This is a genomic window from Nonomuraea zeae (assembly GCF_005889725.1).
In the GTDB taxonomy this organism is placed as follows: Bacteria; Actinomycetota; Actinomycetes; order Streptosporangiales; family Streptosporangiaceae; genus Nonomuraea; species Nonomuraea zeae.
In genome coordinates, this window is sequence record NZ_VCKX01000038.1 from 1 (window position 1) to 26,340 (window position 26,340).

Sequence of the window (26,340 nt, forward strand, 5' to 3'; positions counted from 1 at the left end):
ACCCCCGGCCCCACCTACCTGCGCCTGCTGCGCGGCGCAGTGCCCAGAATCCTGGACGAGTACGACTACCGCTTCGAACTGGGCAGGGCGGCCGAGCTGCGCACCGGGCGCGACGTCGTGCTCATCTCCACCGGGCTGATGACCATGCGCGCCCTGCAGGCCGCCACCCGCCTGGAGTCCGACCACATCGACGCGGCCGTCCTGCACGTGCCGACCATCAAACCCCTCGACACCGAGGCCATCCTGCGCGCAGCCCGTACCGACCGGCTCGTTGTCACGCTGGAGAACCACAGCGTGATCGGCGGGCTCGGCGAATCGGTCGCCGCCGCCCTGGCCTTCGCCGGCGCGGGCACCCGCATCGTCCCGATCGGCCTGCCCGACGAATTCCTGGCCGCCGGCGCCCTGCCCACCCTGCACGACCGCTACGGACTGTCCACCGACGCCGTCATCGCCACCATCCGGGCCGAACTGGCCCGCTCCTGACCCCCGGGGAAAGCTCATGCCCACTTCCGACCTGACCGCCATCGTCACCGGCGCGGGCTCCACCCGCGGCATCGGCCGCGCCACCGCCCACGCCCTCGCCGCCGCCGGCTGGAACCTCGCCATCCTCGACGTGGACGAGACCGGCGCCAAGGACACCGCCGAGCAGGTCGCGCGCCACCACAACGTGCAGGCGTTCGGCCTGGGCTGCGACATCACCGACGAGACCTCCGTCGAGGCCGCGCTCAGCCACCTCGCCGCCGCCGCGCCTGCCGTCGGGGCTCTCGTCAACAACGCCGGCATCACCTCACCGATCCCCTTCCTCCAAGTCACGGGGGCGGAATGGGACCGCATCTTCGCCGTCAACGTCCGCGGCGCCTACAACGTGACCCGCCGCGTCGCCGCCACCATGGCCGAACGCGGCTTCGGACGGATCGTCTTCCTGTCCTCGGTGTCCGCCGAGCGCGGCGGCGGCGTCTTCGGCGGCGTGGCCTATTCGGCCGCCAAGGCCGCCCAGCTCGGCTTCGCCAGAGCCCTGGCCCGTGAGCTCGGGCCGGTCGGCGTCACGGTCAACGCCGTCGCCCCCGGGCTCATTGACACCGACATCACCGCTGGCGCCCTGGACGAGGAACACAAGTCCCGCCTCCTGGACACCATCCCGGTCGGACGCACGGGCCACGTCGAGGATGTCGCCGACCTCATCACCTACCTGTGCCGCGAGGAGTCCGGATACATCACCGGCGCCACCTACGACGTCAATGGCGGCTCCCACATCCACTGATCGCTGCCACGCCCGCGAGACCTGGCCACTACGCGATGATCGAGCGCAGAGCCCCTGAATGCGATCCATGTACGCGATAAGGGACCATTATCACGTATATGAGTGATCATGGCGGCGCGGCGACCAGGAGCACTCCTCGCTGGAGAGGTGCGCGACTCCGGCACGTTATCCGGGACATCGCCGAAGGCGTCGCCCGGCGGGCAGCATGAGCGCCGCCCCGAAGATCACCGCCCTGCGCGGTGGACACGTCACGCTCGCCACGGCCGCCAACGCCTTCCTCGCGATCCCGCGCACCGCCAACCCGAACACCCACCGCGCCTACGCCTCGGCCATCGACCGCACCATCTCCCTGCTCGGCCGTGACCGGCCGCTCGCTGAGGTCGCCGACGCCGAGATCGGCACCGCGCTCGCCGAGCTGTGGGGTACCAGCGCGCCGGCGACCTGGAACCGCAACCGCGCCGCCGTCACCTCCTGGCTCACCTGGTGCCAGGCCAAGAAGCACTGGGCTGCGCCGTCGGTCCCGGCTGAGGCCGAACGCCGCAAAGAAACCGCCGACGAAACCCGCGCGGTCGCCAAGACCACCATCCACCGGCTGCTGTCACGCCGTGATGTTTCGCTGCGGGAGCAGGCTCTCTGGCGAATGCTCTACGAAACGGCGGCCAGAGCCGCGGAGATCCTCGCGCTGAACGTCGAAGACCTCGACCTGGAGCACCGCCGCGCACCCGTCCGCTCCAAGGGCGGCGCCGTCGAATGGGTGTACTGGGAGACGGGCACCGCCCGCCTGCTGCCCCGCCTGCTCCGCCTCCCCGACGGCAGCACGCGCACCCGCGGGCCGGTGTTCCTGTCCGAACGCCGCCCGGTCCCGGCCCGGCGGCCAGCCGCCGGCGACATCTGCCCGCACACCGGCCGCGCCCGCCTCGGCTACGACCGCGCCCGCGTCCTGCTCGACAAGCACGCCGGCCTCGACCTGCACCAGCTCCGCCACAGCGCCGCCACCCACCTCGGAGACGCCGAGATCCCCCTGCAGCTCATCATGGGCAAAACCCGGCACAAGAACCCTCGCACCGCCATGCGCTACGTCAAACCCGGCGCCGAAGCCATCGCCAAGGTCACCGAGGTCCTGGCACCCCGCCGCCGTACCCACTGACCCTCGTTAGAAGAGGCAGCCGACCGATCCGGAACCATCCTCGGCCGGATGGCTCTGGGTCTCCCCGGCCATTTGTCGCCGGAGCCCACAACCACGAGCGTGGTGGTCACGAATCCCTTCGCCTCTCGTACGGGGTTACCCCCGAGTCCGGCCGATCGCCGACAACACCAGAACGCCAGTAAGTCACCCGTCAGCACGTGATGAGAACGCACCGGCGGGGAACCGGACCTACTGGAATTTTCGTGTCGCGACGTACTGACGCTCACGTGTCGCTGCCACTGACATCACGTGTCGCAGGCCACTGACGTTCTCATGTCGCTTGGCAACTAGCGTTGTGGCATGAACACCCCGACAGCGGAAGCCGACATCGACGGCGACCTCGTTGACCGCCTGATCCGCACGCAGTGCCCGGAACTGGCGGGCCCGCTCACGCCCGTCGCCAACGGCTGGGACAACGTCATCTACCGCCTCGGGACGGACCTGTCCGTGCGGCTGCCGCGCCGCCAGGTCGCCGTCGAGCTCATCGTCAACGAGCAACGCTGGCTGCCGGTCCTGGCCGGGTACGTCGAGGTCGCGCTGCCCGTGCCGGTCAGGGCCGGCGTGCCCGGCGAGGGCTACCCGTGGCCGTGGACGATCGCGCCGTGGTTCGAGGGCCGCACGGTCGCCGACGTGCCGCCGTCCGACCGCGCCGGCATCGCCGTCCCGCTGGCCGACTTCATGACGAGCCTCCACCGGCCCGCCCCGCCTGACGCGCCGCGCAATCCCGTCCGTGGCGTCCCGCTCGCCGCCCGCGACGACGCGGTACGGCGGCGCCTGCGGTCCATCCCCCGATCAGCCGAGCTCCTCCCCCTCTGGGAGAAACTGGTCGCCCTCCCGGCCTGGCCGGGCCCCGCGCTCTGGCTCCACGGCGACCCGCACCCGGGGAACCTCCTGCTCGACGGGGAAGGGCTGGCGGCCGTCCTGGACTTCGGCGATCTCACCAGCGGCGATCCCGCCACCGACCTGGCCGCCGCGTGGCTGGTGTTCGACGAGCACGCGCGCGAGGTCTTCCGATCGCGCGTGGACGCCGACGAGGTGACCTGGGAGCGCGCACGGGGCTGGGCCCTTGTCATGGGCACCGCCCTGGCCACCAACTCGGCCGACAACCCCAGCATGGCGGCCATCGGCGAGCACGTCCTCGACCAGCTGCTTCTCACCTGACGCCGGCATACCGCCCGTCCCTGGCACGATCCCGCGGCCTGGGACGGCGTCTGCCACAAGAACACCAGGGGCAAGTGCGTGCCGGTGGGGCGAGCGGTGCCCGCCCCACCGGAAGGGACCCGGCGGAGGCCCGGTCAGCGGTGCTGCGCCGGCGACGCCTCGCGCGACGGCCGCGGCACGCGCTCGCGTCCGAGGCGGCTGGGCCACCACGCGCGCCCGCCGAGGTCCCGCACGAGCGCCGGGACCAGGAGGGACCGCACCACGAGCGTGTCCAGCAGCACGCCGAAGGCGACGATGAAGGCGATCTGCGCGAGGAAGGCCAGCGGGATCACGACCAGCGCGGCGAAGGTGGCGGCAAGCACGACCCCGGCGGAGGTGATCACCCCGCCCGTGGTGACCAGCCCGCGCAGCACGCCCTCGCGTGCCCCGTGCCGGGTGGTCTCCTCGCGTACCCGCGACATCAGGAAGATGTTGTAGTCCACGCCCAGCGCGACCAGGAAGACGAAGCCGTACAGCGGCACGGACGCGTCGCTGCCGGTGAAGCCGAACAGGTGGGTGAAGACCAGCGTCGAGACGCCGAGGGTGGCCAGGAAGTTCAGCGCCACGGTGGCCACCAGCAGCAGGGGCATCGCCAGCGAGCGCAGCAGGACGATCAGGATGAGCAGGATGATGGCCAGCACGACCGGGACGATGAGCAGCGTGTCCTTCTTCGCGGTCTCGGTCGTGTCGTAGCGCTGGGCGCTGTAGCCGCCGACCAGCACGCCGTCCTCGGTGTGCAGCGCGGCACGCAGCCGCTTGACGGTGTCCTGGGCGGCGTCGCCGTCCGGCGCGTCGCGCAGGGTGGCCTCCACCAGCACGCGCCCGCCGACCACCTTGGGCTCACCGCCCGGCCGGCCGTCGGCGGTCACCACCGCGGCTTCGGAGACGCCTTCGACGCCGCCGGCCTTCTCCGTCACCGCCGCCGCCCGCGCGGCCGGCGCGACGATCACCGCGGGCTGCCCGGAGCCGCCGGGGAAGTGCTCGCTCAGTGACGCCTGGGCGGCCACGGACGGCGCGTCGTTGATGAAGGTCTCGTCCAGGGGCACGCCCCTGGCGTTGAGCTGGGGCGCGAACAGGGCGAGGGCGGCGAGGGGAAGGACCGAGGACACCCAGACGAGGCGGGGGCGGCGGTCGACCAGCGCGGCCACGCGCTTCCACAGCCCGCTCGCGCCCGCGTCGGTCGGGCGGAGCTTGGCCGGCCACAGAGCGGCCCGGCCCAGCAGGATCAGGACCGCGGGCAGGAAGGTGAGCGTGCTGAGCGCGGCGCAGGCGATGCCGATGGCGCCCACGGGGCCGAGCGCGCGGTTGTTGGTCAGATTGCTGAGCAGCAGGGCGAGCAGGGCCAGCGCCACCGTCGCGGCGCTGGCCACGATCGGCTCGATCGAGCGCCGCAGCGCGATGCGCCCGGCGGTGAACCGGTCGGCCCCCGTGGCCAGTTCCTCGCGGAAGCGCGCGGTCAGCAGTAGCGCGTAGTCGGTGGCCGCGCCGATGACCAGGATGAACAGGATGCCCTGCACCTGGCCGTCGACCCGGACGACGTCGCGGTCGGCCAGGAAGTAGACCACGGCGCAGGCCAGCCCGAGCGCGAAGACCGCGCTGAGGATGATGATCAGCGGCAGCAGCACGCTGCGGTACACGGCCAGCAGGATGACCAGCACGGTGATCAGCGCGACGCCGAGCAGCAGGCCGTCGATACCGGCGAAGGCGTCGGACAGGTCGGCCCGGGTGGCCGCGGGGCCGGCGAGCTGCGCTTTCAGCCCCTCGACCGGTACCGCCGCGCCGATCCGCTCCAGGGTGTCGCCGAGGTCGCCGCCGAGGTCGGGGCTGAGCTGCACCACGCCCTGCAGCGCCTTGCCGTCGTCGGAGCCGATGGCGGGCGTGGGCGTGCCGACGACGCCGGGCGTGCCGCGCAGGGCGGACAGCGCGCGGGTGGCCGCCGCGCTCTGCCCGGGCGTGACGTCCGCGCCGTCCGAGGTCCACACGACGATGACCGGTTGCGTGTCGCCCTGGCGGAACGTCTCCTGCGCCTCCAGGACGCGCGTGGACTCCGCGCTCTGGGGCAGGAAGGCCGCCTGGTCATTGGTGGAGACCTCGGTGAGCTTGCCGGCGAACGGCCCCAGTCCGCCGCCCACGGCCAGCCAGGCCAGCACCAGCAGTGCCGGGATCAGCCAGCGGATCGATCGCCGCATCATGAGTCATCGTCCCTTCGTCACATCAGATAGCTCAATTATTAAGATACTCAATAATTGAGTTAATGTAACATGGTCAACATGAGCAGCGGTGACGAGGGGGATATCGATCTGCGCTCCTTCGCGGCCCGCCTGCGCAGGATGACCGCCGAGTTCAACCGCATCGCCCACGAGTTCGCCAACGAGCAGGGGCTGCACACCACCGACGTCCAGGCGCTGATCATCATCTTCGACGCCCCGTCGCCGATCACCCCGGGCAGGCTGCGCGAGGAGCTCAACCTCACCTCGGGCGCGGTCACCGCGTGCCTCGACCGGCTGGAGCGGGCGGGGCACATCCGCCGGGCCCGCGACGCGCACGACCGGCGCGTGGTCCACCTGCACTACCGCGACGCGGCCAAGGAGCTGGCCGCCGCCTTCTTCCGCCCGCTGGGCCGCAGCACCGACCGCGCGCTGAGCCGGTTCGGCCCCGACGAGCTGCGCACCGTGGCCGGCTTCCTCGACGCGATGAACGAGGAGCTGGGCGCGCTGCGCTCCTCGCCGGGATCCTCCTGACCGGGCGGAATCGCCACCCGCCCGCTGCGTGGAGGCCGCGGTCACCTGCCTGGCCGGCCTCCACCTCGCGGGCGTCTTCCGCCGATCCGGACGGAAGTCTCTAGGCGCTGTCCGGGCCGTAGAGCGCGGCGATGTCCTCGGAGCCGGCCCACCGGCTGTAGGTGGGCGACTGCGGCCAGCCCTCGGGCGAGTCCTGCCACTCCTCCTGCCGCCCGTACGGCAGCAGGTCGATCAGCGCGAACGTGTGGGTGAGCTGCTCGGTGCCCCGGCCGTTGGTGTGCCAGGTGCGGTAGACGCTCTCGCCGTCACGCAGGAACACGTTGACGGCGAAGCCTTCGCCGGGCCCTGCTCCGACGTCGGCGCCGAACGGGCTGTTCGCGGTGGAGTACCAGGTCATCCTGTTCCCCACCCGCCGCTTGTAGGCGAGTGCCTCGTCGATCGGGCCCTGGGTGACGATGACGAACCGGGCATCGTAGTTCTCCAGGAACTCCAGCCGGGTGAACTGCGCGGTGAACCCCGTACAGCCCGGGCACTGCCACTCCTTGCCCGGGAACCACATGTGGTTGTAGACGATCAGTTGCCTCCTGCCGTCGAAGACGTCCGCCAGCCGGACCGGTCCGTCCTCGCCTTCGAGGGTGTAGTCCGGCATCCGCACCATGGGCAGGCGGCGGCGCTGGGCGGCGATGGCGTCGAGCTCCCGGGTCGCGGCCTTCTCCCGGGCCCGCAGCGCTTTCAGCTCTTTCTGCCAGGTGCCGGCGTCGACGATGGGCGGTAGTGCGTTTGTCATGGTCCCTCACTGATCGGGTGTGCGACTTGTAGTGTGCAGGGGTAGACCTGCCCCGCCCACCGAATTCATCGCTGCCGGCCACTCCGATCGGAAATGCCACGGAAAGAGAGCGCGCCAAGGTCACAGGGTCAGCGGGCTCGGCTGGGCGTCGGGGCGCATGGCGGCGTCGGTGCCGCCGTCCACGTACAGGATCGCGCCGGTGGTGAAGCGGGCCTCGGGCCTGAGGAACTGATGCACCCAGAAGGCGATGTCCTCGGGCTCGCCGAACACGCCCAGCGGCATCGGGGTGGGAAAGGCGTCGGGGTCGCCGTCCGGCCCGGTGGAGCCGAGCATGAGCGGGGTACGCACCGCGCCGGGCGCGATGGCGTTGAGCAGCACGCCCTGCCGCGCCCACTCCGGGCTGACGGCCGTGCGGCGGACCCAACGGGCGAGCGCGAACTTCGAGGTGGCGTACGCGGACAGGCCGGGCACCATCGCGCGCAGCCCGGCGGGCATCGCCTCGGCCGCGGCCCGGGCCCGCTCCCGTGCGGCCTCCTCCTCCCCCGCCAGGGCCAGCTCGACCAGCTCATCGTCGATCATCGGGACGGTGGTCGCCGAGTTCGAGCCGATCACGACGGCACGTCCGGCGCCCGAGGCAGCCAGCGCGGGCCGCAGCAGCTCCAGCAGGCGGACCGGCCCGAAGTAGTTGATGGACATGACCGCCGCGGCGTCGGGCAGGCTCGGCCCGACGCCCGCGATCGCGGCGACGCCGTCCAGCCTCCCGCCGCAGCGGGCGAGGATCTCCCCTGCCGCCGTTTCCCTGCCCTCGGCGGTGCCCAGGTCGGCGAGGATGTCGGCGTCGTGCAGATCGACGCCGATGACGGTGTGCCCGGCGGCGGCGAGGGTGACGGCGCTGGCCGCGCCCATGCCCGACGCCGTTCCGGTGATGGCGAAGGTTGCCATGGTTCTCCTGACGTGAGTGCGGGCTTACGCGGGTGAAGGGGCGCTCAGGCCCGCCGTGACGAAGGCGATGACGGTCGCGGTCTCCGGCAGGGACACGACGGCGGCCGGCGCGGGCGTCGTCGATCGGCCGTAGACCTCCAGCAGCAGGGTGAAGGCCAGCCGCCACCGTTCGGCCACCTCGCGCACCGACAGATACGGCAGCGCCCGGCCCAGCATCACCTCGAAGGGCGCGGCGCCGAACCACGTCGAGACGTTCACCAGCCTCCCGCTGCGCAGCGCCACCCGCGCCAGCAGGTGGCACAGCATCCGCCCCTTCTCCGTACGCGACAGCTCCTCGAACGGCTCCACGATGGCCGCCACCAGATCGCGCACCTCGAACGGCTCTCCCTCGCCCCGCGACCGGCGGGCGACCACGTCCAGCCGGTCGGCCCACAGCGGCGACAGCTCCTGCTCCAGCAGCGCGGCGATGAGGCCGTCCCGTGAACCGAAGTGGTAGTGCACGGCCCCCGGGTTCAGCCCGGCCTCGGCGTTGATCGCGCGTACCGACACCTGCTCGAAGCCCTTGTCCAGGAACAGCCGCTCGGCCGCGTCCAGCAGCCGTGCCCGGGTCGTCGGGGAAATCTCTTTCGTCATGCCTCCCATCATGCGCCAATCAGTGATTGACTGGTGTGAAACCTTCTGAGGGGAGATCCCCGACATGGACGTTTTCCAGCAGGCCAGGCTCGGCCCTCTCTCCCTCCGCAACCGGATCATCAAGGCGGCCACCTTCGAGGGCATGGCCAGAGGCGCTCTGGCCGGCGACGACCTCATCGCCTTCCACCGCGCGCACGCCGCCGGTGGCGTGGCGATGACCACGGTCGCCTACTGCGCCGTCGCCCCCGAAGGACGTACCCAACGCCACCAGATCTGGATGCGCCCCGAGGCCCTGCCCGGCCTGCGCCGCCTAACCGACGCCGTGCACGCCGAGGGCGCCGCCGCCTCGGCCCAGCTCGGGCACGCGGGTCCGGTCGCCAACGGCAAGTCCAACCGCGTTCCCGCCCTGGGCCCGTCGACGTCGTTCAACTACCAGGCGATGCAGCTGACCCGGCAGGCCACCGCCGACGACATCGCACGCGTCACCGCCGCCCACGCCACCGCCGCCCGGCTGGCCATCGAAGCGGGCTTCGACGCCGTCGAGATCCACCTCGGCCACAACTACTTCGCCAGCTCGTTCCTCAGCCCCAGGCTCAACCGGCGTCGCGACGATTACGGCGGCTCGCTGGCCAACCGCGCCAAGGTCGCGCTCGGCGCCGCCCGCGCCGTGCGCGACGCCGTGGGCGACCGCATCGCCGTCCTGGCCAAGCTCAACATGGACGACGGCGTGCCCGGCGGGCTCTGGCTGGACGAGAGCCTGCAGGTCGCGCAGTGGCTCGAACGTGACGGCAGCGTCGACGCCCTGGAGCTGACGGCGGGCAGCTCGCTGCTCAACCCCATGTACCTCTTCCGTGGCGACGCCCCCCTCCGCGAGTTCGCCGCCACCTTCAAGCAGCCCGCCCGCCTGGGCATCAAGATCGTCGGCGACCGCTTCATCCGCGCCTACCCCTACCGGGAGGCGTACCTGCTCGACAGCGCCCGCCAGTTCCGAGCCGCCCTGCAGCTGCCCCTGGTCCTGCTCGGCGGCATCAGCCAGCGGGAGACCATGGACCTGGCCATGGCCGAAGGATTCCAGTTCGTCGCCATGGCCCGTGCCTTGCTGCGCGAGCCCGACCTGATCAACCGCATGCAGGCCAAGCCCGCCACCCGGTCGCTGTGCGTCCACTGCAACAAGTGCATGCCGACGATCTTCACCGGCACCCACTGCGTGCTGGCTTGACCCGGTGCGTGGCCTTACGCGGGCAGCAGATCGGCGATCAGCTTGCCGACCCGGTCCTTGATCTCGTCCCGGATCCTCCGGACGGCTTCGATGTCCTGCCCGGCCGGATCGTCGAGTTTCCAGTCCTCGTACCGCTTGCCCGGGAAGATCGGGCAGGCGTCCCCGCACCCCATGGTGATGACCACGTCGCTCGCCTCGACCGCCCCGGCGGTGAGAACCTTGGGCCGCTCGGCGGTGATGTCGATGCCGACCTCGCGCATGGCCGTCACGGCGACCGGGTTGACCTGCTCGGCCGGGGCGGACCCGGCCGAGCGGACCTCGATCCGGTCACCGCCCATGTGGCCGAGCCACCCGGCGGCCATCTGGGAGCGTCCCGCGTTGTGCACGCAGACGAACAGGACGGTGGGCTTGTCGCTCACGTGATCACCTTTCGCGGTGGAGCATTCATCGTGCTGTCAGCGCCCCGCGTGCGGCGGCGAAGCGGCCGCGCAGGGCCAGGGACAGGTAGACCAGGGCGATCAGGACGGGCACCTCGATGAGCGGGCCGACCACCCCCGCCAGCGCCTGGCCGGAGGTGACGCCGAAGACGCCGACCGCCACGGCGATGGCCAGCTCGAAGTTGTTGCCGGCGGCGGTGAAGGCCAGCGTGGCCGAGCGCTCATAACCCAGGCCGATCGCCTTGCCGGCGAGGAACGAGCCGCCCCACATGAGGGCGAAGTAGGCCAGCAGCGGCAGCGCGATGCGGGCGACGTCGCCGGGCCGGGAGGTGATGGTGTGCCCTTGCAGGGCGAACAGGATGACGATGGTGAACAGCAGCCCGTACAGCGCCAGCGGCCCGGCCTTCGGCAGGAACCGGTTCTCGTACCAGTCGCGGCCTCTGGCGCGCTCGCCCAGCCTGCGCGAGAGATAGCCGGCCAGCAGGGGGATGCCGAGGAAGATCAGCACGTACTGGGCGATGTCCCAGGCCGAGACCTGCAGCGCGTCTTGGGGCAGGCCGAGCCAGCCGGGCAGCACCTGCAAGTAGAACCAGCCGAGCGCGCCGAACGCGACGACCTGGAAGACGGAGTTGAGCGCCACCAGGACGGCGGCGGCTTCGCGGTCGCCGCAGGCCAGGTCGTTCCAGATGAGCACCATGGCGATGCAGCGCGCGAGCCCGACGATGATCAGGCCGGTCCGGTACTCGGGCAGGTCCGGCAGGAGTGCCCATGCCAGGGTGAACATGACGGCCGGGCCGAGCACCCAGTTCAGCGCCAGCGAGGCGAGCAGCAGGCGGCGATCGCCGGTGACCGTGCCGAGCCGGTCGTAGCGGACCTTGGCCAGGACCGGATACATCATCAGCAGCAGGCCGAGCGCGATCGGCAGCGAGACGTCGCCGATCTTCACCGCCTCCAGCGCGGTGTCCAGGCCGGGGACGAGGCGGCCGAGCAGCAGCCCGGCGGCCATCGCGGCCAGTATCCACACCGGCAGGAACCGATCCAGCACCGGCAGGGCCCCTATCACGCCCGTACCGGACCCGACGGTCGTCTGGGGTGGCGAGGAGGACATCGGGTTGCTCCTCAGACGGTCGCGGGCACGTCGAGCAGGGCGGACAGCTCGTTGAGAGCCTCGGGCACCAGCCGGTAGTACACCCAGGAGGCTCGCCGCTCGGAGGTCAGCAGCCCCACCTCCTTGAGCAGCTTCAGATGGTGGCTGATCGTCGGCTGGGCCAGATCGAAGGCGGCGGCGATGTCGCACACGCAGACCTCACCGCCGGCGTGACTGGCCACGATCGAGACGATGCGCAGCCGGACCGGGTCGCCGAGCGCCTTGAAGATCCGCGCCACGCCGGCCGCCTGCTCGGCGCCGAGCGGCTCGCGCGTCAGCGGGGGGCTGCAGGGCAAGAGCTCCAGGTCTTCCACGGCTCCCCTTCCATATAGACAGCTGTCGAAATCGACTACGGTCTATATTGACACACATCGAAATCGTTTGCGGCTGGTTGGCGGCATCCCGGCGGGGCGCCGGCTGCCGCCCACCCCACCGGGCGCGGGCTCAACAACAGGTCGACGCCCCGGCCTGGGCCCGCTCGGCGGGCACCGGCTCGTCCGCCTGCACCGGTTCGCCTGCCTGCACCGGTTCGCCTGCCTGCACCGTGTCGCCTGCCTGCGCCGTGTCGCAGCAGCCGGAGTCGCTCTGCTTGGCCAGGGTGTCGGCGTCGGCCTTGACCACGTACACCTCCCACGGCTCGGCGCCCGGGCCGTGGACCCACACCTTGTCCTGGAGGGCGTAGCAGCAGGTGGTGTCGCTCTCCTCGAAGGTGGCCAGCCCGGCGTCCTTGAGCCGCCGGGCGGCGGCATCGACCTGACCGGTGTCTTCGACCTCGACGCCCAGGTGGTCCATGCGGGTCGCCTCGCCCTCCTCACCCTCGATGAGCACCAGCTTGAGCGGGGGCTCGGCGATGGCGAAGTTGGCGTAGCCGGGCCGCAGCTTGGCCGGCTCGACACCGAACAGCTTGGAGTAGAAGGTGATCGAGCTCTGCAGGTCGGCGACGCGAAGGGCGAGCTGGACACGTGACATGACGGGCCTCCCACTGCTTGTTTCGACGGATGTCTAAGCTGACTTCAGTCTGCGCGGCAGCTTAGACATTTGTCAAATTAGAGACACATCGAATCAATGATGGCCGACGCTCACCTCCGGGATGTGGGGGCCGGTGGGAGTCGAGCCACTCGCCTGTCACGGCCATCCGGTTCCTACTCTTCGACGAAGAGTCCGCTCCCGCCCTTCCTCCGCCGCGCGTTGCTGACCACGAGGCCCGCATGTTAGGGCCGTGCTGACCGGCAGGTCCGCCACGACAACCTGCGGCTGGCAGTGGCCGGCTCTCCAACTAGCCACCGGGCTTAGTTAGAGGCCGGCGTGCTGCTCGACGTGGTGGCCCATCCGAGGGGGCGACGATGGTGCCGGCGTCTCGTCGCTAGCCCGCGATGAGGGCGTTCGCCTCCGTGATGAGCTTCTGTGCGGCGTTGTCAGGGGTCATCCGGCCGAACAGCACCTCGTTCGTGTACCGCTTGAGGATGTCCTCGATGGCGCTGGCGTGCTTCGGCGGGGCGGCGGGCGAGTCCATGAGCTCGCCCTTGATCTCGTCGAGGAAGTCCAGCGTCTTCTTGTCCGCGTTCGGCAGCTTGTCCCTGACCGCCGCCAGCACCTTGGTGCTGGCCGGCAGGCCGCGGTCGCTGAGGATGATCGCACCCGCCTCCGGGTCGTTGACCATGAAGTCGATGAACTTGGCTGCCTCGGCCGCGTGCGCAGACTTCGACGAGGCCGTGTAGAACATGGCAGGCTGCAGGAACATGCCGCCCGTGGTGGCGCCCTGGGCCTTCGGCATCCGCAGCAGCTCCACCTCCTTGCCGCCCGACGCCTTGTTGATCGAGCCGAGCTGGTTGCTCCACCACATCCCCATCGCGCCGTTGCGGGTGGCGAACAGGGACTTGTCCTCGCCGAGGGCGCTGAGCTCGGCGGTCTTGGCGGCGTCAGGAGAGCCCTTGGTCCTGATCAGGTTCTGGTGAACGGCCCACCAGGCCTTGAGCGTGCCGGGCGAGACGCCGAGCTTGTTGCCGTCGTAGAGGGACTCGCCCCGCTGGGCGGCGAAGATCTGCAGGAAAGCCGGGTTGAAGGCCTGCTGCGTGCCATAGACCTTGCCGCCGGTCCTCGCGGTGACCTTCGCCGCCAGGCCGACGTACTCCTCCCAGGTCCAGGCGGTGTCGTCGGGCAGATTCTGCCCCGCGTCCTTCATCGCCTTCGGGTCCACGACCAGGGACCAGGCGTTGACGCCGGTGGGGATGGCGAACTGCTTGCCGTCGATGGCCCCGGTGGCCAGCACCTTGCCGTCGATGTCGGCGGTGGTGACCGTGCTGGACAGGTCGGCGAGCGTGCCGCGATCGGCGTATTCCCGCAGGCCGCGGATCTCGATCGTGATGACGTCAGGCGTCTGGTCGCTCGCGACCTTCGTGGCCAGACTCTCGTAGTAGCTGCCGAAGTCGGAGAACTCCTCCTCGACGTCGATGCCCGGGTTCTTCGCCTCGAACTTCTTGATCGCCTCTTGCGTCATCTTCTGCCGCGCGTCACTGCCCCAGTAGGAGAAACGCAACTTGACCTCGCCGCCGGCGCCTTCTCCGCCGCAGGCCGCAGTGATCGCCAGCACGGCGGTGGCCAGCAACGCCGCCGTCCACGTCTTCTTGCCAGAGCCCACGGCTCTACCTCCTGGGGGTTGGGGGTGCAGGACCCGCTCTCGGTCCTGGGTCGTGACACTGCGGATCAGTTGCTTCCGCCCGGCCAGGAGAAGCCGAAGCCCAGTCTGAACGCCGATCGGCATCGCGAACATCGGGGCCTCACAACGACTCTCCCGTCGGTGTCAAAGAATCCCGCAAGATTACTGGGACAGCGAGGTGGTCGGCACCTGTCGAGGTGGCGGAGGTCGTTCCGTGGCCGAGTGACTGATTCGGCGAGTCGGCGGCAGCGGATCGGGGCCGCGGCGACGGCCGCGAACACCGCTTCTCGCGGGCGATGCCGTCACCGCATGGGACCCATGCGGAACGCTTGTTGGTCAACCGCCGGGCCGTCCGCCTACCGTGAGTTCGTGCCCCCTGCCATCGGACTCCACTTACTCAATGCCTTCGCCACCGCCGACCGCCGTGGCGCGGCCCGCATCGCCCGCCTGGCCGAGGATCTCGGCTACGAATCGCTGTGGGTGGCCGACCACGTCGTGCTCCCCGCCCCGCGCGTCGAATCCTCACCCCTCGACCCCGACGCGCCACTTCTCGACCCGCTCGTCTCCCTGGCGTTCCTGGCCGCCCACACCGACCGCATCCTGCTCGGCACCGGCTGCATCGTCCTGCCCCAACGCCATCCGCTCATCCTCGCCAAGCAGCTGGCCGGCATCGACGTGCTCAGCGAGGGCCGCCTGATCGCCGGCCTCGCTGCCGGATACCTGGAGCCCGAGCTCCGGGCGCTGGGCGTCCCGCCCGAAGAGCGAGGCACCCGTACGGCCGAGTTCCTGCGCGCCATGCGCGCCCTGTGGGAGGGCGACGGGCAGGGTTTCGCCGGCCGTCACATCTCCTTCCAGGGCGTGGTCGCCCACCCGCGCCCCCTCCAGCGGCCCCTGCCCGTCATCATGGGCGGCCACAGCACGGCGGCGCTGAAACGCTCGGTCGAGCTGGCCGACGGCTGGTACGGGTGGATGCTGGGCACGCGGGCGACCGCCGACCATCTGAAGGTGCTGCGCGAGCTGAGTGGCGGCAGGCGGCTCCACGTCTCCATCAGCCCGCCGCGCCGAGCGACCCCCGACGTCGTCGCCGCCTACGCCGACCTGGGCGTGGACCGCCTGATCCTCGTTCCTCCCCTCGGCCTGACCCTGGATGATCTGGCCGCGTTCGTCAAACAGCACGCTCCCTAGTGGCGTCGCCATCACCCATAAAGATCGTTTTTGGGGCGGCGAGGGTTGATAATGGCGTGTGCCGTTCACGCTGAGCCATGTCGCGGCGATCCTGCCGGTGCGGCGGTGGTTGCCGCCGTCTGCGCTGGCGGTCGGGGCGATGGTGCCCGATCTGCCGTACTACCTGCCGCTGCCGTTCTCCTCGGCGAGCACGCACGCGTGGTGGGGGCCGCCGCTGCTGGGAGTGCCGGCGGGCGTGGTACTGCTGGCGCTGTTGCACTGGGTGCTCCGGGCGCCGCTGGCCGCGCTGGCGCCTGAGGGGCTGCGCGCCCGGCTGCCCGACGCGGCGCGCCCGGCGCCGGTGGCGGTGGTGGCGGTGGTGGCGGCGCTGCTCGCCGGGATGGCCACGCATCTGGTCTGGGACGGGTTCACGCAGGTCGGCGGGTTCGCGGTGGCGCACTGGCAGGTGCTGCGGCTGCCGGTCATCGGCCCGCATCGGGTGTTCAACGTGCTCATGTACGCCAGCTCGGCGGGCGGCCTGGTGGCCCTGGCCGGATGGCTCGCGCTCTGGTACCGGCGGACCCCGGTCCGGCCGGGACGGCTGCCCGGCCTCGCGGGCCGGGTGCGCGGCGCGGTCCTGGCCGCGGTCGCGGGGGCCGGGATCGCCGGCGCCGCCGCCGGGGCGATGACCGATCGCGCCGCGGTGAGCGACTACGACCTGGTACGCAGCATGATCCTGGGAGGCGCCGACGGGGCCGCCCTGCTGCTCGCCGGCTACGTGCTCATCTGGCACGTACGGAACATGATGTGCATCCGGCGGGCGGCGCCGGACGCGGGCCCTTCCGCCTGACCCCGAAGAGGTCACCTTCCGTGGCCAGATCCTCGTCCCTGGAGTTCGTCACGTCCGATCGGCTTGACCATCCTGCTCGGTCAGGTGGTCGAGCAGGACCTCGCTGATGCCGGCGAGTTGCCGCAGTTGTTCCGGAGTGAGCAGGTCGATCAGGTGCTCGCGGACGCTGGTCACGTGCCGGGGAGCGGCGGCCTGGAGCGCGGCGAGCCCGTCGTCGGTGAGCACGGCCAGCCAGCCGCGCCGGTCGCCGGCATAGTGCTCCCGGCGCACCCAGCCCTTCTGTTCGAGCTTGTTGACCGCGTGTGAGATGCGGCTCGGCTTGGAGTTGGTCCAGTGCGCCAGCTCGCTCATGCGCATGGTGCGCTGAGACGCCTCCGACAGCAGGACGAGCAGCTCGTAGTAGGTGGGCGGCATGTCGGCCGCGGCCAGCAGATCGCGTTCGAGCCGGTCGGTCAGCAGGCGGGTGGCCAGCCCGAAAGTGCGCCAGGCGTGCTGTTCGTCGTCGGTGAGCCATCGCGTCATGGGAGCGATCGTACTTGATAGTTGCGCACTGAAATAAATCTAGGTACTGTCGTGCCAAATATTCCAGTGCTGAACTAAATCGAGTCGGAGTAATGCCCATGTATCCCAGCGAGCTCACCGGCACCTACACCCTCGACCCGGCGCACAGCCGGTTCGGCTTCGTCGCCCGCCACGCGATGGTGACCAAGGTGCGCGGCAGCATCCCCGTCCAGGAGGCCACCGCCCACCTGGACGCCGGCAACCCCGCCGCCTCCACCGTCCGCGTGGTGCTCGACGTGGCCGGCATCCAGACCGGCAACCAGATCCGCGATGACCACCTGCGTACCGGCGACTTCCTCGACGCGGCCGCCCATCCGCGCATCACCTTCGACTCCACCGTGGTCAAGCACCTCGACGGCGACGGCTTCGAGGTCACCGGGGACCTGACGATCCGCGGCGTCACCCGGCAGATCGCCATCCCCCTCGACTACACCGGCACGGCCGTCGACGCGCAGGGCCTGACCCGGGTCGGATTCGAGGGCGGAACGGTGATCAACCGCAAGGACTTCGGCATCACCTACAACGCCGTGCTGGAGACCGGCGGCGTGATGATCTCAGAGAGGATCACGCTGGAGTTCGACCTGTCCGCCGTCAAGACCGCCTGACCTGGCTGAAGAGCGCACGTCATCCCCCGGCAGAGGGCCGCGACCGGCGAGCAGGTGACGCCGGGCTGTGGTGCCGGCGGTCGCCGCTATGACCGGCCGTCCAGTGCCCGGCCGAGCACGCCGTACGCGGTCAGGCCGATGCCGAGCTGTGGGGAGAACGTCCGCCTCCGCCGCTCGTTGCACCGACTCGGGCTGCTACCAGTTCCGTCACGCCAGCTCGGCGGGCGTTCACTCCCCTGCTCCCGCCGTACCACGCCGGAGGCGACGGTCGCCGCCACGGTCCCGTAGTTCGGCTCCCGCATGCTCCAGCAGGAGGTCATTGGACAGGCGTGGGCGTCGTTCGGCTGGTCAAGGGTGGCGGCGGCCCCGGCTCGGCCGCCCTCCCGCACCAGCTCTGGGACGCCGCGGACTTGCCGTTCCGGGCGGGCCTGAACCTCTGGCGGCCGTACGAGCGGCTGAGCCCGGCGCGTCAGGAAGCGACGCTGCAGGCGGCGGCGACCGCGGTGCAACCGGCCACGGCCAGGAGGATCATTCCCGGCGGCACGCTCGGCCCGGCGCTTCAGCCCGCTCCATATCGGCGGTAAGGCAGCGCGTGGGGCGGTTCAGCAGACCAGGTAACGACGAAAAGGGGCAGTCCCCTGGTCGCGGTAGGTGTGCTCGCGAGGGTTACGGCTCGAACATCGAGGGACAAGTCCGGCGCGACAACGATCACTGGGCCGTTTCCGCAAATCGGAACTGGCAGGGACGGGAGTTGAGGAGCCGGGAGTAGCAGCACGCAATGCGGCTGGAGGTCATTTCCGGCGGATCAGCGCCAGTTCAGGCACCGGCCTCGAGGACGGCGAGGTCGCGCACCGCATAGCGGTGATGCTCGGCCTCTTCCTTCAGCACCACCTTGAGGCAGCGGCGCACGACGTACTCCTGGTCGGGAAACGGGTCCGCCGGCTTGCGACCGCATACCCGGTCGAGCTCGGCCTCGGTGAGCCCGTCGATGACACGCCGCATCGCGGCCATGCGGGCGAGCCGGGGCGCGAGCACCTCGTCGAGCGTCGGGGTGGCTTCGAGGGTGAGGCCGAGCTTCGCCGTCGCCTCGGGCGGCATCCCGCCGTAAGGGAAGCCCAACGGGTGGTACGGCGCTTGCTCCTCCAGCACGGCATTGCCGAGCCAGGCATCGCAGGCGAACAGCAGGTGCCGCTGGGTCTCGACAAACGACCACTCGCCGTTGACCTGCTCGTGCAGCTTGGCCTCGGGCAACAGCCTGGCCCGGTCGAGTGTCTCCGCCCACAGCGTCTCGATGGCGTCCCAAGCAGCCCGATAGTCGTCGGGGGACGAGGCGTCACGCGCCAGCACCCGCGCGGGGTGCCGCCGGTCGAGCTCGGCCTCGACGTAGGCGGTCACGTCGACGTCGTTGACGACGAGACGCTCGAAGTCGCCACCGAGGTAGACGTCGCTCCCATAGCAGTCGACGATCTTCAGACCGCTGACCTCGCAATCGCGGATCTCGAGACCGGCAAGGTCGCACAGGTGGATGCGGGCACCACGGAACTGGTCACTCTGGGCATACTCAGCAGCCATCGAGGCAGTCTGCCGCACCCGTCCCGCGCCCGTCCACCACGAAGGCAGACGCCTCGACGACGACGCGGCTTCGGAGTTGGTGGCCCGCGTGCGGGCGTCGGCGGCCCGGGCGGGATCTGGGGCAGCGGCACGGCGTGCTCCTCAGGGAGGCGGGGGCTGGTCAGTGGGGTTGCCCTCGGCAGCGGCTGCGAGGGTTTGTGGACGACTCCGACGGAGACCTTCACCCCGGCGGCGATGGTGCGGATGGATTCCCCGCGCCGGCGACGGTCGAGGATCGCGGCGCGTTTGTCGTCGTCGACCGCAGGTCGGCCTTGCCGTGCTTTCGGGCGGTCTCCAGGCCGTTCTTGCTCTTGCGGACGATGTCGCGGCGGCGGTCCTCGGCTAGGGCGAGGGCTCGGGCGAGGATGAAGGAGCGTCCGGTGTGCTCGTCGGCCGCGATGCCCTTCAGCACCTTGACGCCGACGCCCCGCTGGAACAGGTCGTTGAGGACGATCAGTCCTCCCAGGAGCTTGCGGCCAAGCCGGTCGACTTCCTGGACGGTCAGCAGGTCGCCTTCACGGTGACGCATACCCGTTTTGTCAGGTCAAAAAGAGGTCCTGGCTGCTCCAGAAACTCGGCTCGACGAGGACGGCAGCTGCGAGCGGCTCATCACGGGAGAGCCGCTCCCTGGCCGGTCACCGGCCCCCGCCTGCCGACGGGGCGGCCCGCCTGGCCCGCGCAGGCCTGATCCGCATGCTCGGCCTGCTCAGCGACACCCCGGCCCTGGTGGTGTCCGACCTGGGCGAGGTCCTTGCCCGGAACCGGGCGGCCGTCCTGCTGGCAGGCGACCCCACCGGCTTCTCCGGCGACCGGCGCCCCGTCGTGTACCGCTGGTCGCCGCCGCCCGTGCCGTGGCCCGCCCGAAGAGTGGGAGCAGCCGCGCCGGCGGCGGGTCTAGGGCGAAGGAGCGCCCTTGGCGAAGTGCGGCAGGACCATCTCGACCAGCGCGATGACGTCCTCGTCCGCCATCGGCTCGCCGGTCATGCCCATCCGGTGGAGCAGGGTTCCGACGACGACGTCGATGAAGAACAGGACCCGGCTCTCCGGCTCGCCGAACGCGTCCTGGAGCGCGAGCCGGTAGGGGTCCTGCAGCCGCGAGGACAGGATCTCGCGCAGGGCCGGATCGCTGACGGCGTCGCTGAACACGCCCGCGAACGCGTCGCCCACTCCGGGCTCGCCGATCTTCGCCGCGATCCAGTGGATGGCCGAGGACATGAACTCCGCCCGCGTGCCGCCCTCCAGCGGCACCGGGCCGAACGCGTCGAGCAGGCAGTCCACGACCAGCGCGCCCTTCGACGGCCAGCGCCGGTAGATGGTCGTCTTGGCGATCCCGGCCGCGGCGGCGATGCGGTCGACGGTGGCCCGCGCGTAGCCGAGCTCGTGGACCGTGCTCAGTGTCGCGGCGAAGACCACGGCGGTGACACCGGAACGCGGGCGGCCGGGCGGTCTGGCGGAAGTGGTCGAGCTCATGCTCACACGATACCCAAATGCGCTACCGTAGGTATCGAAACCTTCAGTAGCGAAACTCAGGAGGAGACGATGAGCGAGACCACTGCCACCGGGCGACCGTCGGCGCCGGACTGGCTGGCGATGACGGCCGAGGAGCTGTACGCCTACCAGGACGCGGAGAACCGATTCCGGGCGTCAAGCGCGGCGCGGGCGATCACCGGGGACCCGGATCCCGGCGCGGCGATCGACTGGCGACAGGTGACGCTCCCCGGCCGCGAGCTCCCGGTCCGGGTGCACCGGCCCGCACCCGGGGGCCGCGGGGACGCGGACCGGGCCGGTCTGCCGCTCGTGATCCACGTGCACGGAGGCGGCTTCGTGGGCACGGCCGTGCAGTCCGACTGGGTGACCAGCCACCTGGCCGCCCAGCTGCCCGCGGTCGTCGTGTCGGTCGAGCACCGCCTCCTCGGCCCGGACAGCCCGCTGTCGGCGGCTGTCGACGACGGCTGGGACGTGCTCAGGCACGTGCTGGACCACGCCGATCAATGGGGTGTCGACCCGGCACGGACCGCCGTCTTCGGCGAGAGCTGCGGCGCGCTGATCAGCACTCTGGCCGCGATCAGGGCCAGGGAGTCCGGCCTGCGCCTGCGGGCGCAGGTGCTGGTCAACCCCGCGGCGGACGTGACCGAGACGATGTTCGACCACCCCTCGATCACCCAGTACGCCGACAGCCCGGCTCTCACCGAGACGCAGCTGCGGCTGTTCCACCGGTACGCCGTTCCGCCAGGGGCCGACGCTCGGGCGCTGTCGCCGTTGCATGCCGACGACCTGGGCGGGCTGGCCCCGGCGCTCGTGCTGGTGCCGACCCACGACCCGGTGGCCGATCACGGCCGGCGTTACGCCGAACGGCTGCAGGCGGCGGGCACACCCACGCGGCTCACCGAGTACCCCGAGACGGGCCACGCGTTCCTGAGCATGCCGGGCGCGGTGCCGCAGGCCGAGGCCGCGCGAGCGGAGATCTTCGAGTTCCTCCGAGGGGCTCTGGCGGAGTGACGGTTCCGATGCAGCTGTGCCGGGAGGTCTCTCGTGGACAGCCCGGCCCGCCCCGGTGGCGGTCTCAGGGCATCATGGGCGGTCACCATCGATAACCGGACGATACCGTCCGGTTGTACGATGGCCGTTGTGACTGCCGCGCGCCGACCCAACAGAGGACCCAGAGCCGCGGCGGGAAACCGCGCGGCGCTGATCGCGGCGGCCCGCGAGGCGTTCGCCACCGCCGGCTACGGCGCCTCGCTCACCGAGGTCGCGCGGGCGGCCGGAGTCGGGCAGGGCAGCCTCTACCGGCATTTCCCCGATCGCGTCAGCCTCGCCCTGGCCGTGTTCGAAGGCAGCGTCACCGAGCTGGAGGCGCTGGCCGTCAAGCCCGGCAGCACCCTCGACGACCTGCTCGACCTGATCACCGAGCAGGTCATCGCCTCGACCACGTTCGTCACCATGGTCAGCGTGCCGCCGAATCCCGACCCCCGCATCCTCGAGGTCCGCGACCGCGTGGCGCGGCTGCTGGAGGCCCGGCTCGCCGAGGCCCAGCAGGCCGGGCGGATCCGCGCGGACGTGACCACCGGCGACCTGCTGCTGGCCATCGGCATGCTGGCCCTCCTGCTCGCCGAGTTCCCCGCGGCCGAGCGGGTCGCGACCGCCGCACGGATCTGGACGCTGCTCCGTCACGGCTTCGAGCCCTGAGCGCGGTCGCCGGCGGCGTGCCGGGCGGCACGGTAGCCGAAGACGACGGCGGGGCCGATGGTGGAGCCGGGTCCCGGGTAGGTCCGGCCCATGACCGACGCGGTGGTGTTGCCCGCCGCGTACAGGCCGTCGATGGCCGTGCCGTCGTCACGCAGCACGCGGGCGTGCTCGTCGGTGAGCAGGCCGCCCTTGGTGCCCAGGTCGCCGGGGTGGACGCGGACCGCGCGGAAGGGGCCCTTCTCCAGCGGGCCGAGGTTGGGGTTGGGCTTGACCCGCGGGTCGCCGTAGTAGTTGTCGTAGACGGTCCTGCCGCGGCCGAAGTCCTCGTCCACGCCGGTACGCGCGAAGCCGTTGAAGCGCTCGACGGTCGCGCCGAGCCGTACGGGATCGACGCCGATCTTCGCGGCCAGCGACTCCAGGGTGGGGGCCTCGGCGAGGAGCCCGGCCTTCCGCCATTTCCCGGCCTGCCCGGCCAGGGCGGAGTTCAAGTAGCGGCGGGTGTGCCGGACGTCGCTGACCAGCCACATCGGGCCGGGCACGTCGTGGGCCAGCATGTCGTGCCCGACGTCGATGTAGGACGCCGACTCGTTGGTGAAGCGCCCGCCGGTCGCGTCCACCATGATCGAGAAGGGGAAGGAGCGCTCCGAGACGAGGAAGCGGGCCTTGCCGTCAGGGCCCAGGAGGGAGGCGCCCCACCAGGCGTCGTCCATGAGCGCCAGCGCGCCGCCCGCCCGGGCGCCTGCCTCGATGGCGGTGCCCAGGTCGCCCTCGGGGGCGGAGGAGTATCCGGGGATGCCGTGGTGCTTCTGACGCCATTCGGTGTTGCCGGCGAACCCGCCGGCGGCCAGGACGACGCCACGCCGGGCCCGTACCCTGCGCTGCCGGCCGTCCCTTTCGACCACCGCTCCCACCACGGCGCCGTCCTCGGTGATCAGGTCCACGAGCGGCGCCGACAGCCAGACAGGGGTCTGCCGGCCGCGGACGATGTGCATGAGCGAGGAGGCGAGCGCCCCGCCGATACCGGTCGGGCGCTTGCCGGCGGCGAACTGGCCGAGTGACCGGAAGACGAAGCGGGCGCCGCGGACGAAGCCGCCGGGCGTGGACCAGGCGCGGGCCAGCAGCCACACGTCGTCGGTCATGAGCGGGAGCGGGATGCCGCTCTCCTTGGAGCGGGCGCTGTCGTACCAGTCGCCGAGCCGTCTGGTGTCGAAGGGGGCGGCCTCGATCGCGCGGCCCACCTTCCCTCCCGGCCGGTCGGGGTAGTAGTCGGGATAGTCGGGGGACCTGCGCCAGCGGACGCCACGACGGCCGAGGAAGGCCACCACCTCGGGGGCGGTCTCGACGAAGGCCCGCCTGCGTTCGGGCGAGGAGGCGGGGCCGGCGTCGCCGATGACCTCGTCCATGTACCGCAGGGCCTCCTCGGCGGAGTCGGGGACGCCGGCGCGGAGCATGAGCGGGTTGGCGGGCATCCAGAGACCGCCTCCGGAGACGGACGTGGTGCCGCCCCAGCGCGCGGTGCTCTCCACCACCAGGACGTCCAGCCCCTGGTCGGCGGCGGTGATGGCGGCGGTCAGGCCCGCCGCGCCGGAGCCCGCGACGAGCACGTCGACGATGCTGTCCCACTGGTCGGTCATCGCAGTCCCCTTTGGCGTCAGCCGTCAACCGGACGGGTGCGTCCGGTTGAGCTGTAGTCTGTGCGATGACCGCTCACCAGGTCAACAGGGCCGCGGTGCACGAAGTGCGCGGCCGGCCCCTAAGGCTCAGGCCCATGTGCAGGCTCAGGCACAGGTCCTGCGCTGTTCGGGACCGGGTGCGCTCACGCCGCGCCGAACGGCGGGATGTTGTGGTTGATGCGGAACAGCTGGTTCGGGTCGTACTTCGCCTTCAGCACGGCCAGCCGCCGGTAGTCCGCCTCGGTGTAGGCGCGCCTGACCCGCTCGGGAGCCGAGTCGTGGTCGAACAGGAACCCCGGAAGCCGGGCGCCGGTGTCCCACCGCCGGAGCCGCGCCAGCACCTCGTCGGCGGCCTGGCGTACCGTGCCGGCCTGCCCGGCCGGGGCCGGCATCCGCATCCACAGGTGGAAGGCCGCACCCTGGGTGCTGACCGCGTGCGGGCGGCGGGGCGGCCGGTTGAGCGCCCCGCCGAGGTGACGCAGCTCGATGCCGGGGAACGGCCCCCCGGGCGTCGCCGGGTCGATGAACGAGATCAGCTCCACCACGGCCTCGTCGTCCAGCTCGCGCAACAGCGCGCTGCGCAGGTGCGCCATGACCGGGTTCTTGGGGTCCTGGTAGATCTCGGTGATCTCCGGGTACGGCAGGGCGCCGCAGGTGTCCTTCTCCGGGCCGAGCGCGCGCAACGGCTCCACCAGCCGCGCGCCCCGCTCCTCCTCCCCCGCGAAGACCACCCGGACCTGCACGAATGAGCGGCCGCGGAACTCCTCGGGCAGTTGCGGCACGTCAGGGAGGCGCATCAGCGTCACGGATGACGACATCTCATCCGGCTGCTCCTCGGCCCAGGCCAGGTAGGAGCGGAGAACGCGGGCGGCGTGCCCGGGGTCCTCGCCGGGGTAGTAGAGCTCGCCACCGTAAACAGTGCGCAGCGGCAGCAGGTCGATCTCGGCCGCGACCACGACGCCGAAGTTGCTCTTGCCGCCCCGTACCGCCCAGAACAGGTCGGACTCCTGGGCGGGCGAGACGGTGCGGAGCAGGCCGTCGGCGGTGACGATGTCGAGCGAGCGGACGTGATCGGCGGCGAACCCGTAGGTGCGGCCGGTCAGCGGGAGCCCGCCGCCGGTCAGGTAGCCCATCACCCCGACCTGGCCGGAGGAGCCGCACAGCGGCGCGAGGCCGTGCTCGGCCGCCGCGGCGAGCACCTCGCCCCACCGCAGCCCGGCGCCGATCCTGGCGGTGCGGGCGCGCGGGTCCACCGACAGCTCGCGCAGCTCCCCGGTGGCGATGAACACGGCTCCGTCCGCGGGCACCGACTTGCCGTGCCCGGTGGACTGCACCGCGACCGGGCGTCCCGCCCGCGCCGCGAACCGCACGGCGGCGGCCACGTCACCGGCGTCGGCGGCGACCACGACGGCAGCGGGCCGGTGCTCGACCGTCAGCAACCAGCCGGAGCAGGCCGCCGCGAAGCCCTCGTCTCCGGGGTGGAGCGCGCGCCCCCGGATCCGCGCGCCCAGGCCCACCATGTCGTGCCAGGCCGCCTGCCCGACGTCGAGGCGGTCGGCGGTGACCTTCACCGAGGTGGCGGTGCGCGCCGGCCCGCCGTCAGGGGCGTACACCCGGACGGTTCCGATCCCGCGATACGCGGCTCCGTCAAGGTGCGCCTCGACCTCGATCCGCACGCTGCCCGAGTGACCCGCGGCCGGCGTGAAAGTCTCGGTGAGCTCGTAGGAGAGGTGGCCGGGCCGGCTCGCGCTCCAGGCTCCGGTGCCCACGCCGCGGGGAGTGCGCAGCGCGACGGTGCCGTCAGGTGCGAACGAAATGGTGAAGGGGCCGGTCTGGTCGTCGTCGTGCATCAACCCGGTCCAGAGCCCCACGGGGGTCTGGACTGTGTCGGAGCTCGTATCCAGCATGTCAGTCATCCGCCTTCTCATCTGCACAGGAAATGTTGGACTTGCCAACGTTGGCACGACCAACGATACACAGAATCGTGGGCCGGGCCAACAACTTGCTAGATTGACCCTCGTGGAGACGCCAGAGGGACCGCCGCCGCAGCGGCTGAGCACGCTGCCGAGCAGGTTGACCAACCAGGCGGCACAGACCGCCAACCGGATCGTGGATCAGGCGCTCGCCCAGGCCGGCATCAGGCGCTACCACTACGCCCTGCTCGCCGCGCTGGAGGAGTACGGCCCAGCCAGCCAGGCCGCCCTCGGCCGCCGCACCGGCATCGACCGCAGCGACATGGTGGCGACCGTCAACGAGCTCGCCGAGCGGCAGTTCCTCGAGCGCGCGCCCGACCCGGAAGACCGCCGGCGCAACATCGTCACCATCACCGCGACAGGCCGGAAAGAGCTCGCCCACCTCGACCGCCTGATCGCCGCCGCCCAGGACGCGTACCTCGCCCCGCTACCCGCCGCCGACCGGCGGAACCTGATCGACCTGCTCACCCGCATCATCGAGCATCACGACGGCAAGACCCGCTGATGC

28 protein-coding genes and 2 pseudogenes are annotated in these 26,340 nt (G+C 71.2%); 14 read left to right on the forward strand and 16 right to left on the reverse strand.

What is annotated here, in order from left to right:
- From ETD85_RS14935 to ETD85_RS14950, 4 genes are all read left to right on the forward strand, one after another.
- Window positions 1-483: transketolase C-terminal domain-containing protein (locus ETD85_RS14935; RefSeq protein ID WP_276617227.1), on the forward strand; the 483-nt coding region annotated here is incomplete at its 5' end.
- A gap of 16 nt (window positions 484-499) precedes the next feature.
- Window positions 500-1,261, forward strand: a complete 762-nt coding sequence (locus ETD85_RS14940; RefSeq protein WP_138690300.1) for an SDR family NAD(P)-dependent oxidoreductase — start codon at window positions 500-502, stop codon at window positions 1,259-1,261.
- 205 nt (window positions 1,262-1,466) lie between these two features.
- Entirely contained in the window at window positions 1,467-2,408 is a 942-nt protein-coding gene (locus ETD85_RS14945) for a tyrosine-type recombinase/integrase (protein WP_138690301.1), read from the forward strand.
- A gap of 339 nt (window positions 2,409-2,747) precedes the next feature.
- Window positions 2,748-3,608, forward strand: a complete 861-nt coding sequence (locus ETD85_RS14950) for an aminoglycoside phosphotransferase family protein (protein ID WP_138690302.1) — start codon at window positions 2,748-2,750, stop codon at window positions 3,606-3,608.
- A gap of 134 nt (window positions 3,609-3,742) precedes the next feature.
- On the opposite strand, the gene ETD85_RS14955 is transcribed toward ETD85_RS14950, so the two are convergent.
- Window positions 3,743-5,839, reverse strand: a complete 2,097-nt coding sequence (locus tag ETD85_RS14955; RefSeq protein WP_138690303.1) for an MMPL family transporter — start codon at window positions 5,837-5,839, stop codon at window positions 3,743-3,745.
- A gap of 78 nt (window positions 5,840-5,917) precedes the next feature.
- Between ETD85_RS14955 and ETD85_RS14960 the strand changes: the two genes are divergently transcribed.
- A complete protein-coding gene (locus ETD85_RS14960; protein WP_138690304.1) occupies window positions 5,918-6,388 on the forward strand; it encodes a MarR family winged helix-turn-helix transcriptional regulator in 471 nt (156 codons plus the stop codon).
- 100 nt (window positions 6,389-6,488) lie between these two features.
- Here the strand turns inward: ETD85_RS14960 and ETD85_RS14965 are convergent, their stop codons facing one another.
- The 3 genes from ETD85_RS14965 to ETD85_RS14975 all read right to left on the reverse strand — a co-directional run bounded on the left by ETD85_RS14965 (window position 6,489) and on the right by ETD85_RS14975 (window position 8,750).
- On the reverse strand, window positions 6,489-7,175 hold the full coding sequence (locus ETD85_RS14965) for a DUF899 domain-containing protein (protein WP_138690305.1): 687 nt from the start codon (window positions 7,173-7,175) through the stop codon (window positions 6,489-6,491).
- A gap of 120 nt (window positions 7,176-7,295) precedes the next feature.
- Window positions 7,296-8,117, reverse strand: a complete 822-nt coding sequence (locus tag ETD85_RS14970) for an SDR family oxidoreductase (protein WP_138690306.1) — start codon at window positions 8,115-8,117, stop codon at window positions 7,296-7,298.
- A 24-nt stretch (window positions 8,118-8,141) separates the two neighbouring features.
- Window positions 8,142-8,750 (reverse strand): TetR/AcrR family transcriptional regulator, encoded by a 609-nt coding sequence (locus ETD85_RS14975; RefSeq protein ID WP_138690307.1) that lies wholly within the window; start codon window positions 8,748-8,750, stop codon window positions 8,142-8,144.
- Window positions 8,751-8,814: 64 nt separating this feature from the next.
- Between ETD85_RS14975 and ETD85_RS14980 the strand changes: the two genes are divergently transcribed.
- Window positions 8,815-9,969, forward strand: a complete 1,155-nt coding sequence (locus tag ETD85_RS14980; protein WP_138690308.1) for an NADH:flavin oxidoreductase — start codon at window positions 8,815-8,817, stop codon at window positions 9,967-9,969.
- A gap of 14 nt (window positions 9,970-9,983) precedes the next feature.
- Here the strand turns inward: ETD85_RS14980 and ETD85_RS14985 are convergent, their stop codons facing one another.
- From ETD85_RS14985 to ETD85_RS15005, 5 genes and pseudogenes are all read right to left on the reverse strand, one after another.
- A complete protein-coding gene (locus tag ETD85_RS14985) occupies window positions 9,984-10,388 on the reverse strand; it encodes an arsenate reductase ArsC (RefSeq protein ID WP_138690309.1) in 405 nt (134 codons plus the stop codon).
- A gap of 25 nt (window positions 10,389-10,413) precedes the next feature.
- Window positions 10,414-11,514 (reverse strand): ACR3 family arsenite efflux transporter, encoded by a 1,101-nt coding sequence (gene arsB, locus ETD85_RS14990; RefSeq protein ID WP_138690310.1) that lies wholly within the window; start codon window positions 11,512-11,514, stop codon window positions 10,414-10,416.
- Between the two features lie 11 nt (window positions 11,515-11,525).
- Window positions 11,526-11,867, reverse strand: coding sequence for an ArsR/SmtB family transcription factor (locus ETD85_RS14995; protein ID WP_138690311.1), 342 nt, complete (start codon window positions 11,865-11,867; stop codon window positions 11,526-11,528).
- Between the two features lie 241 nt (window positions 11,868-12,108).
- Window positions 12,109-12,522: pseudogene (locus ETD85_RS15000) on the reverse strand (ArsI/CadI family heavy metal resistance metalloenzyme); the annotation flags it as partial.
- Between the two features lie 394 nt (window positions 12,523-12,916).
- Complete coding sequence (locus tag ETD85_RS15005) at window positions 12,917-14,191, reverse strand: extracellular solute-binding protein (RefSeq protein WP_170246680.1); 1,275 nt, start codon at window positions 14,189-14,191, stop codon at window positions 12,917-12,919.
- 387 nt (window positions 14,192-14,578) lie between these two features.
- Between ETD85_RS15005 and ETD85_RS15010 the strand changes: the two genes are divergently transcribed.
- Window positions 14,579-15,394, forward strand: coding sequence for a TIGR03619 family F420-dependent LLM class oxidoreductase (locus tag ETD85_RS15010; protein ID WP_170246681.1), 816 nt, complete (start codon window positions 14,579-14,581; stop codon window positions 15,392-15,394).
- Window positions 15,395-15,452: 58 nt separating this feature from the next.
- Window positions 15,453-16,223, forward strand: coding sequence for a DUF4184 family protein (locus tag ETD85_RS15015; protein ID WP_138690315.1), 771 nt, complete (start codon window positions 15,453-15,455; stop codon window positions 16,221-16,223).
- A 48-nt stretch (window positions 16,224-16,271) separates the two neighbouring features.
- On the opposite strand, the gene ETD85_RS15020 is transcribed toward ETD85_RS15015, so the two are convergent.
- On the reverse strand, window positions 16,272-16,745 hold the full coding sequence (locus ETD85_RS15020) for a MarR family winged helix-turn-helix transcriptional regulator (protein ID WP_206058316.1): 474 nt from the start codon (window positions 16,743-16,745) through the stop codon (window positions 16,272-16,274).
- A 98-nt stretch (window positions 16,746-16,843) separates the two neighbouring features.
- Here ETD85_RS15020 and ETD85_RS15025 point away from each other — a divergent pair, with 98 nt between their 5' ends.
- Window positions 16,844-17,389: a YceI family protein gene (locus tag ETD85_RS15025; RefSeq protein WP_240779155.1), complete on the forward strand. Its 546-nt coding sequence runs from the start codon at window positions 16,844-16,846 to the stop codon at window positions 17,387-17,389.
- An 86-nt stretch (window positions 17,390-17,475) separates the two neighbouring features.
- Here ETD85_RS15025 and ETD85_RS15030 read toward each other — a convergent pair whose 3' ends face one another.
- Window positions 17,476-17,709 (reverse strand): hypothetical protein, encoded by a 234-nt coding sequence (locus tag ETD85_RS15030; protein ID WP_170246682.1) that lies wholly within the window; start codon window positions 17,707-17,709, stop codon window positions 17,476-17,478.
- A 9-nt stretch (window positions 17,710-17,718) separates the two neighbouring features.
- On the opposite strand from ETD85_RS15030, the gene ETD85_RS15035 reads away from it, so the two are divergent.
- On the forward strand, window positions 17,719-17,973 hold the full coding sequence (locus ETD85_RS15035; protein WP_138690319.1) for a hypothetical protein: 255 nt from the start codon (window positions 17,719-17,721) through the stop codon (window positions 17,971-17,973).
- Between the two features lie 232 nt (window positions 17,974-18,205).
- On the opposite strand, the gene ETD85_RS15040 is transcribed toward ETD85_RS15035, so the two are convergent.
- Both ETD85_RS15040 and ETD85_RS15045 read right to left on the reverse strand, forming a co-directional pair.
- Entirely contained in the window at window positions 18,206-18,961 is a 756-nt protein-coding gene (locus ETD85_RS15040; RefSeq protein WP_138690320.1) for a DinB family protein, read from the reverse strand.
- Window positions 18,962-19,181: 220 nt separating this feature from the next.
- A complete protein-coding gene (locus ETD85_RS15045) occupies window positions 19,182-19,529 on the reverse strand; it encodes a recombinase family protein (protein WP_138690321.1) in 348 nt (115 codons plus the stop codon).
- Between the two features lie 158 nt (window positions 19,530-19,687).
- Between ETD85_RS15045 and ETD85_RS64640 the strand changes: the two are divergent.
- A pseudogene (locus ETD85_RS64640) lies at window positions 19,688-19,834 on the forward strand (MmyB family transcriptional regulator); the annotation flags it as partial.
- A 60-nt stretch (window positions 19,835-19,894) separates the two neighbouring features.
- Here the strand turns inward: ETD85_RS64640 and ETD85_RS15050 are convergent.
- The gene (locus tag ETD85_RS15050) at window positions 19,895-20,470 is read right to left on the reverse strand and encodes a TetR/AcrR family transcriptional regulator (protein ID WP_138690322.1); all 576 of its coding nucleotides are present in this window, start codon (window positions 20,468-20,470) and stop codon (window positions 19,895-19,897) included.
- Between the two features lie 69 nt (window positions 20,471-20,539).
- On the opposite strand from ETD85_RS15050, the gene ETD85_RS15055 reads away from it, so the two are divergent.
- Entirely contained in the window at window positions 20,540-21,499 is a 960-nt protein-coding gene (locus ETD85_RS15055) for an alpha/beta hydrolase (RefSeq protein WP_138690323.1), read from the forward strand.
- Window positions 21,500-21,628: 129 nt separating this feature from the next.
- Entirely contained in the window at window positions 21,629-22,186 is a 558-nt protein-coding gene (locus ETD85_RS15060) for a TetR/AcrR family transcriptional regulator (RefSeq protein WP_138690324.1), read from the forward strand.
- On the opposite strand, the gene ETD85_RS15065 is transcribed toward ETD85_RS15060, so the two are convergent.
- Window positions 22,168-23,820, reverse strand: coding sequence for an FAD-dependent oxidoreductase (locus ETD85_RS15065; RefSeq protein WP_138690325.1), 1,653 nt, complete (start codon window positions 23,818-23,820; stop codon window positions 22,168-22,170). The genes ETD85_RS15060 and ETD85_RS15065 overlap by 19 nt on opposite strands.
- A 182-nt stretch (window positions 23,821-24,002) precedes the next feature.
- A complete protein-coding gene (locus ETD85_RS15070) occupies window positions 24,003-25,775 on the reverse strand; it encodes an FAD-binding oxidoreductase (RefSeq protein WP_240779156.1) in 1,773 nt (590 codons plus the stop codon).
- A 103-nt stretch (window positions 25,776-25,878) separates the two neighbouring features.
- Here ETD85_RS15070 and ETD85_RS15075 point away from each other — a divergent pair, with 103 nt between their 5' ends.
- Window positions 25,879-26,337, forward strand: coding sequence for a MarR family winged helix-turn-helix transcriptional regulator (locus ETD85_RS15075; protein ID WP_138690326.1), 459 nt, complete (start codon window positions 25,879-25,881; stop codon window positions 26,335-26,337).
- Window positions 26,338-26,340: the final 3 nt, after the last annotated feature.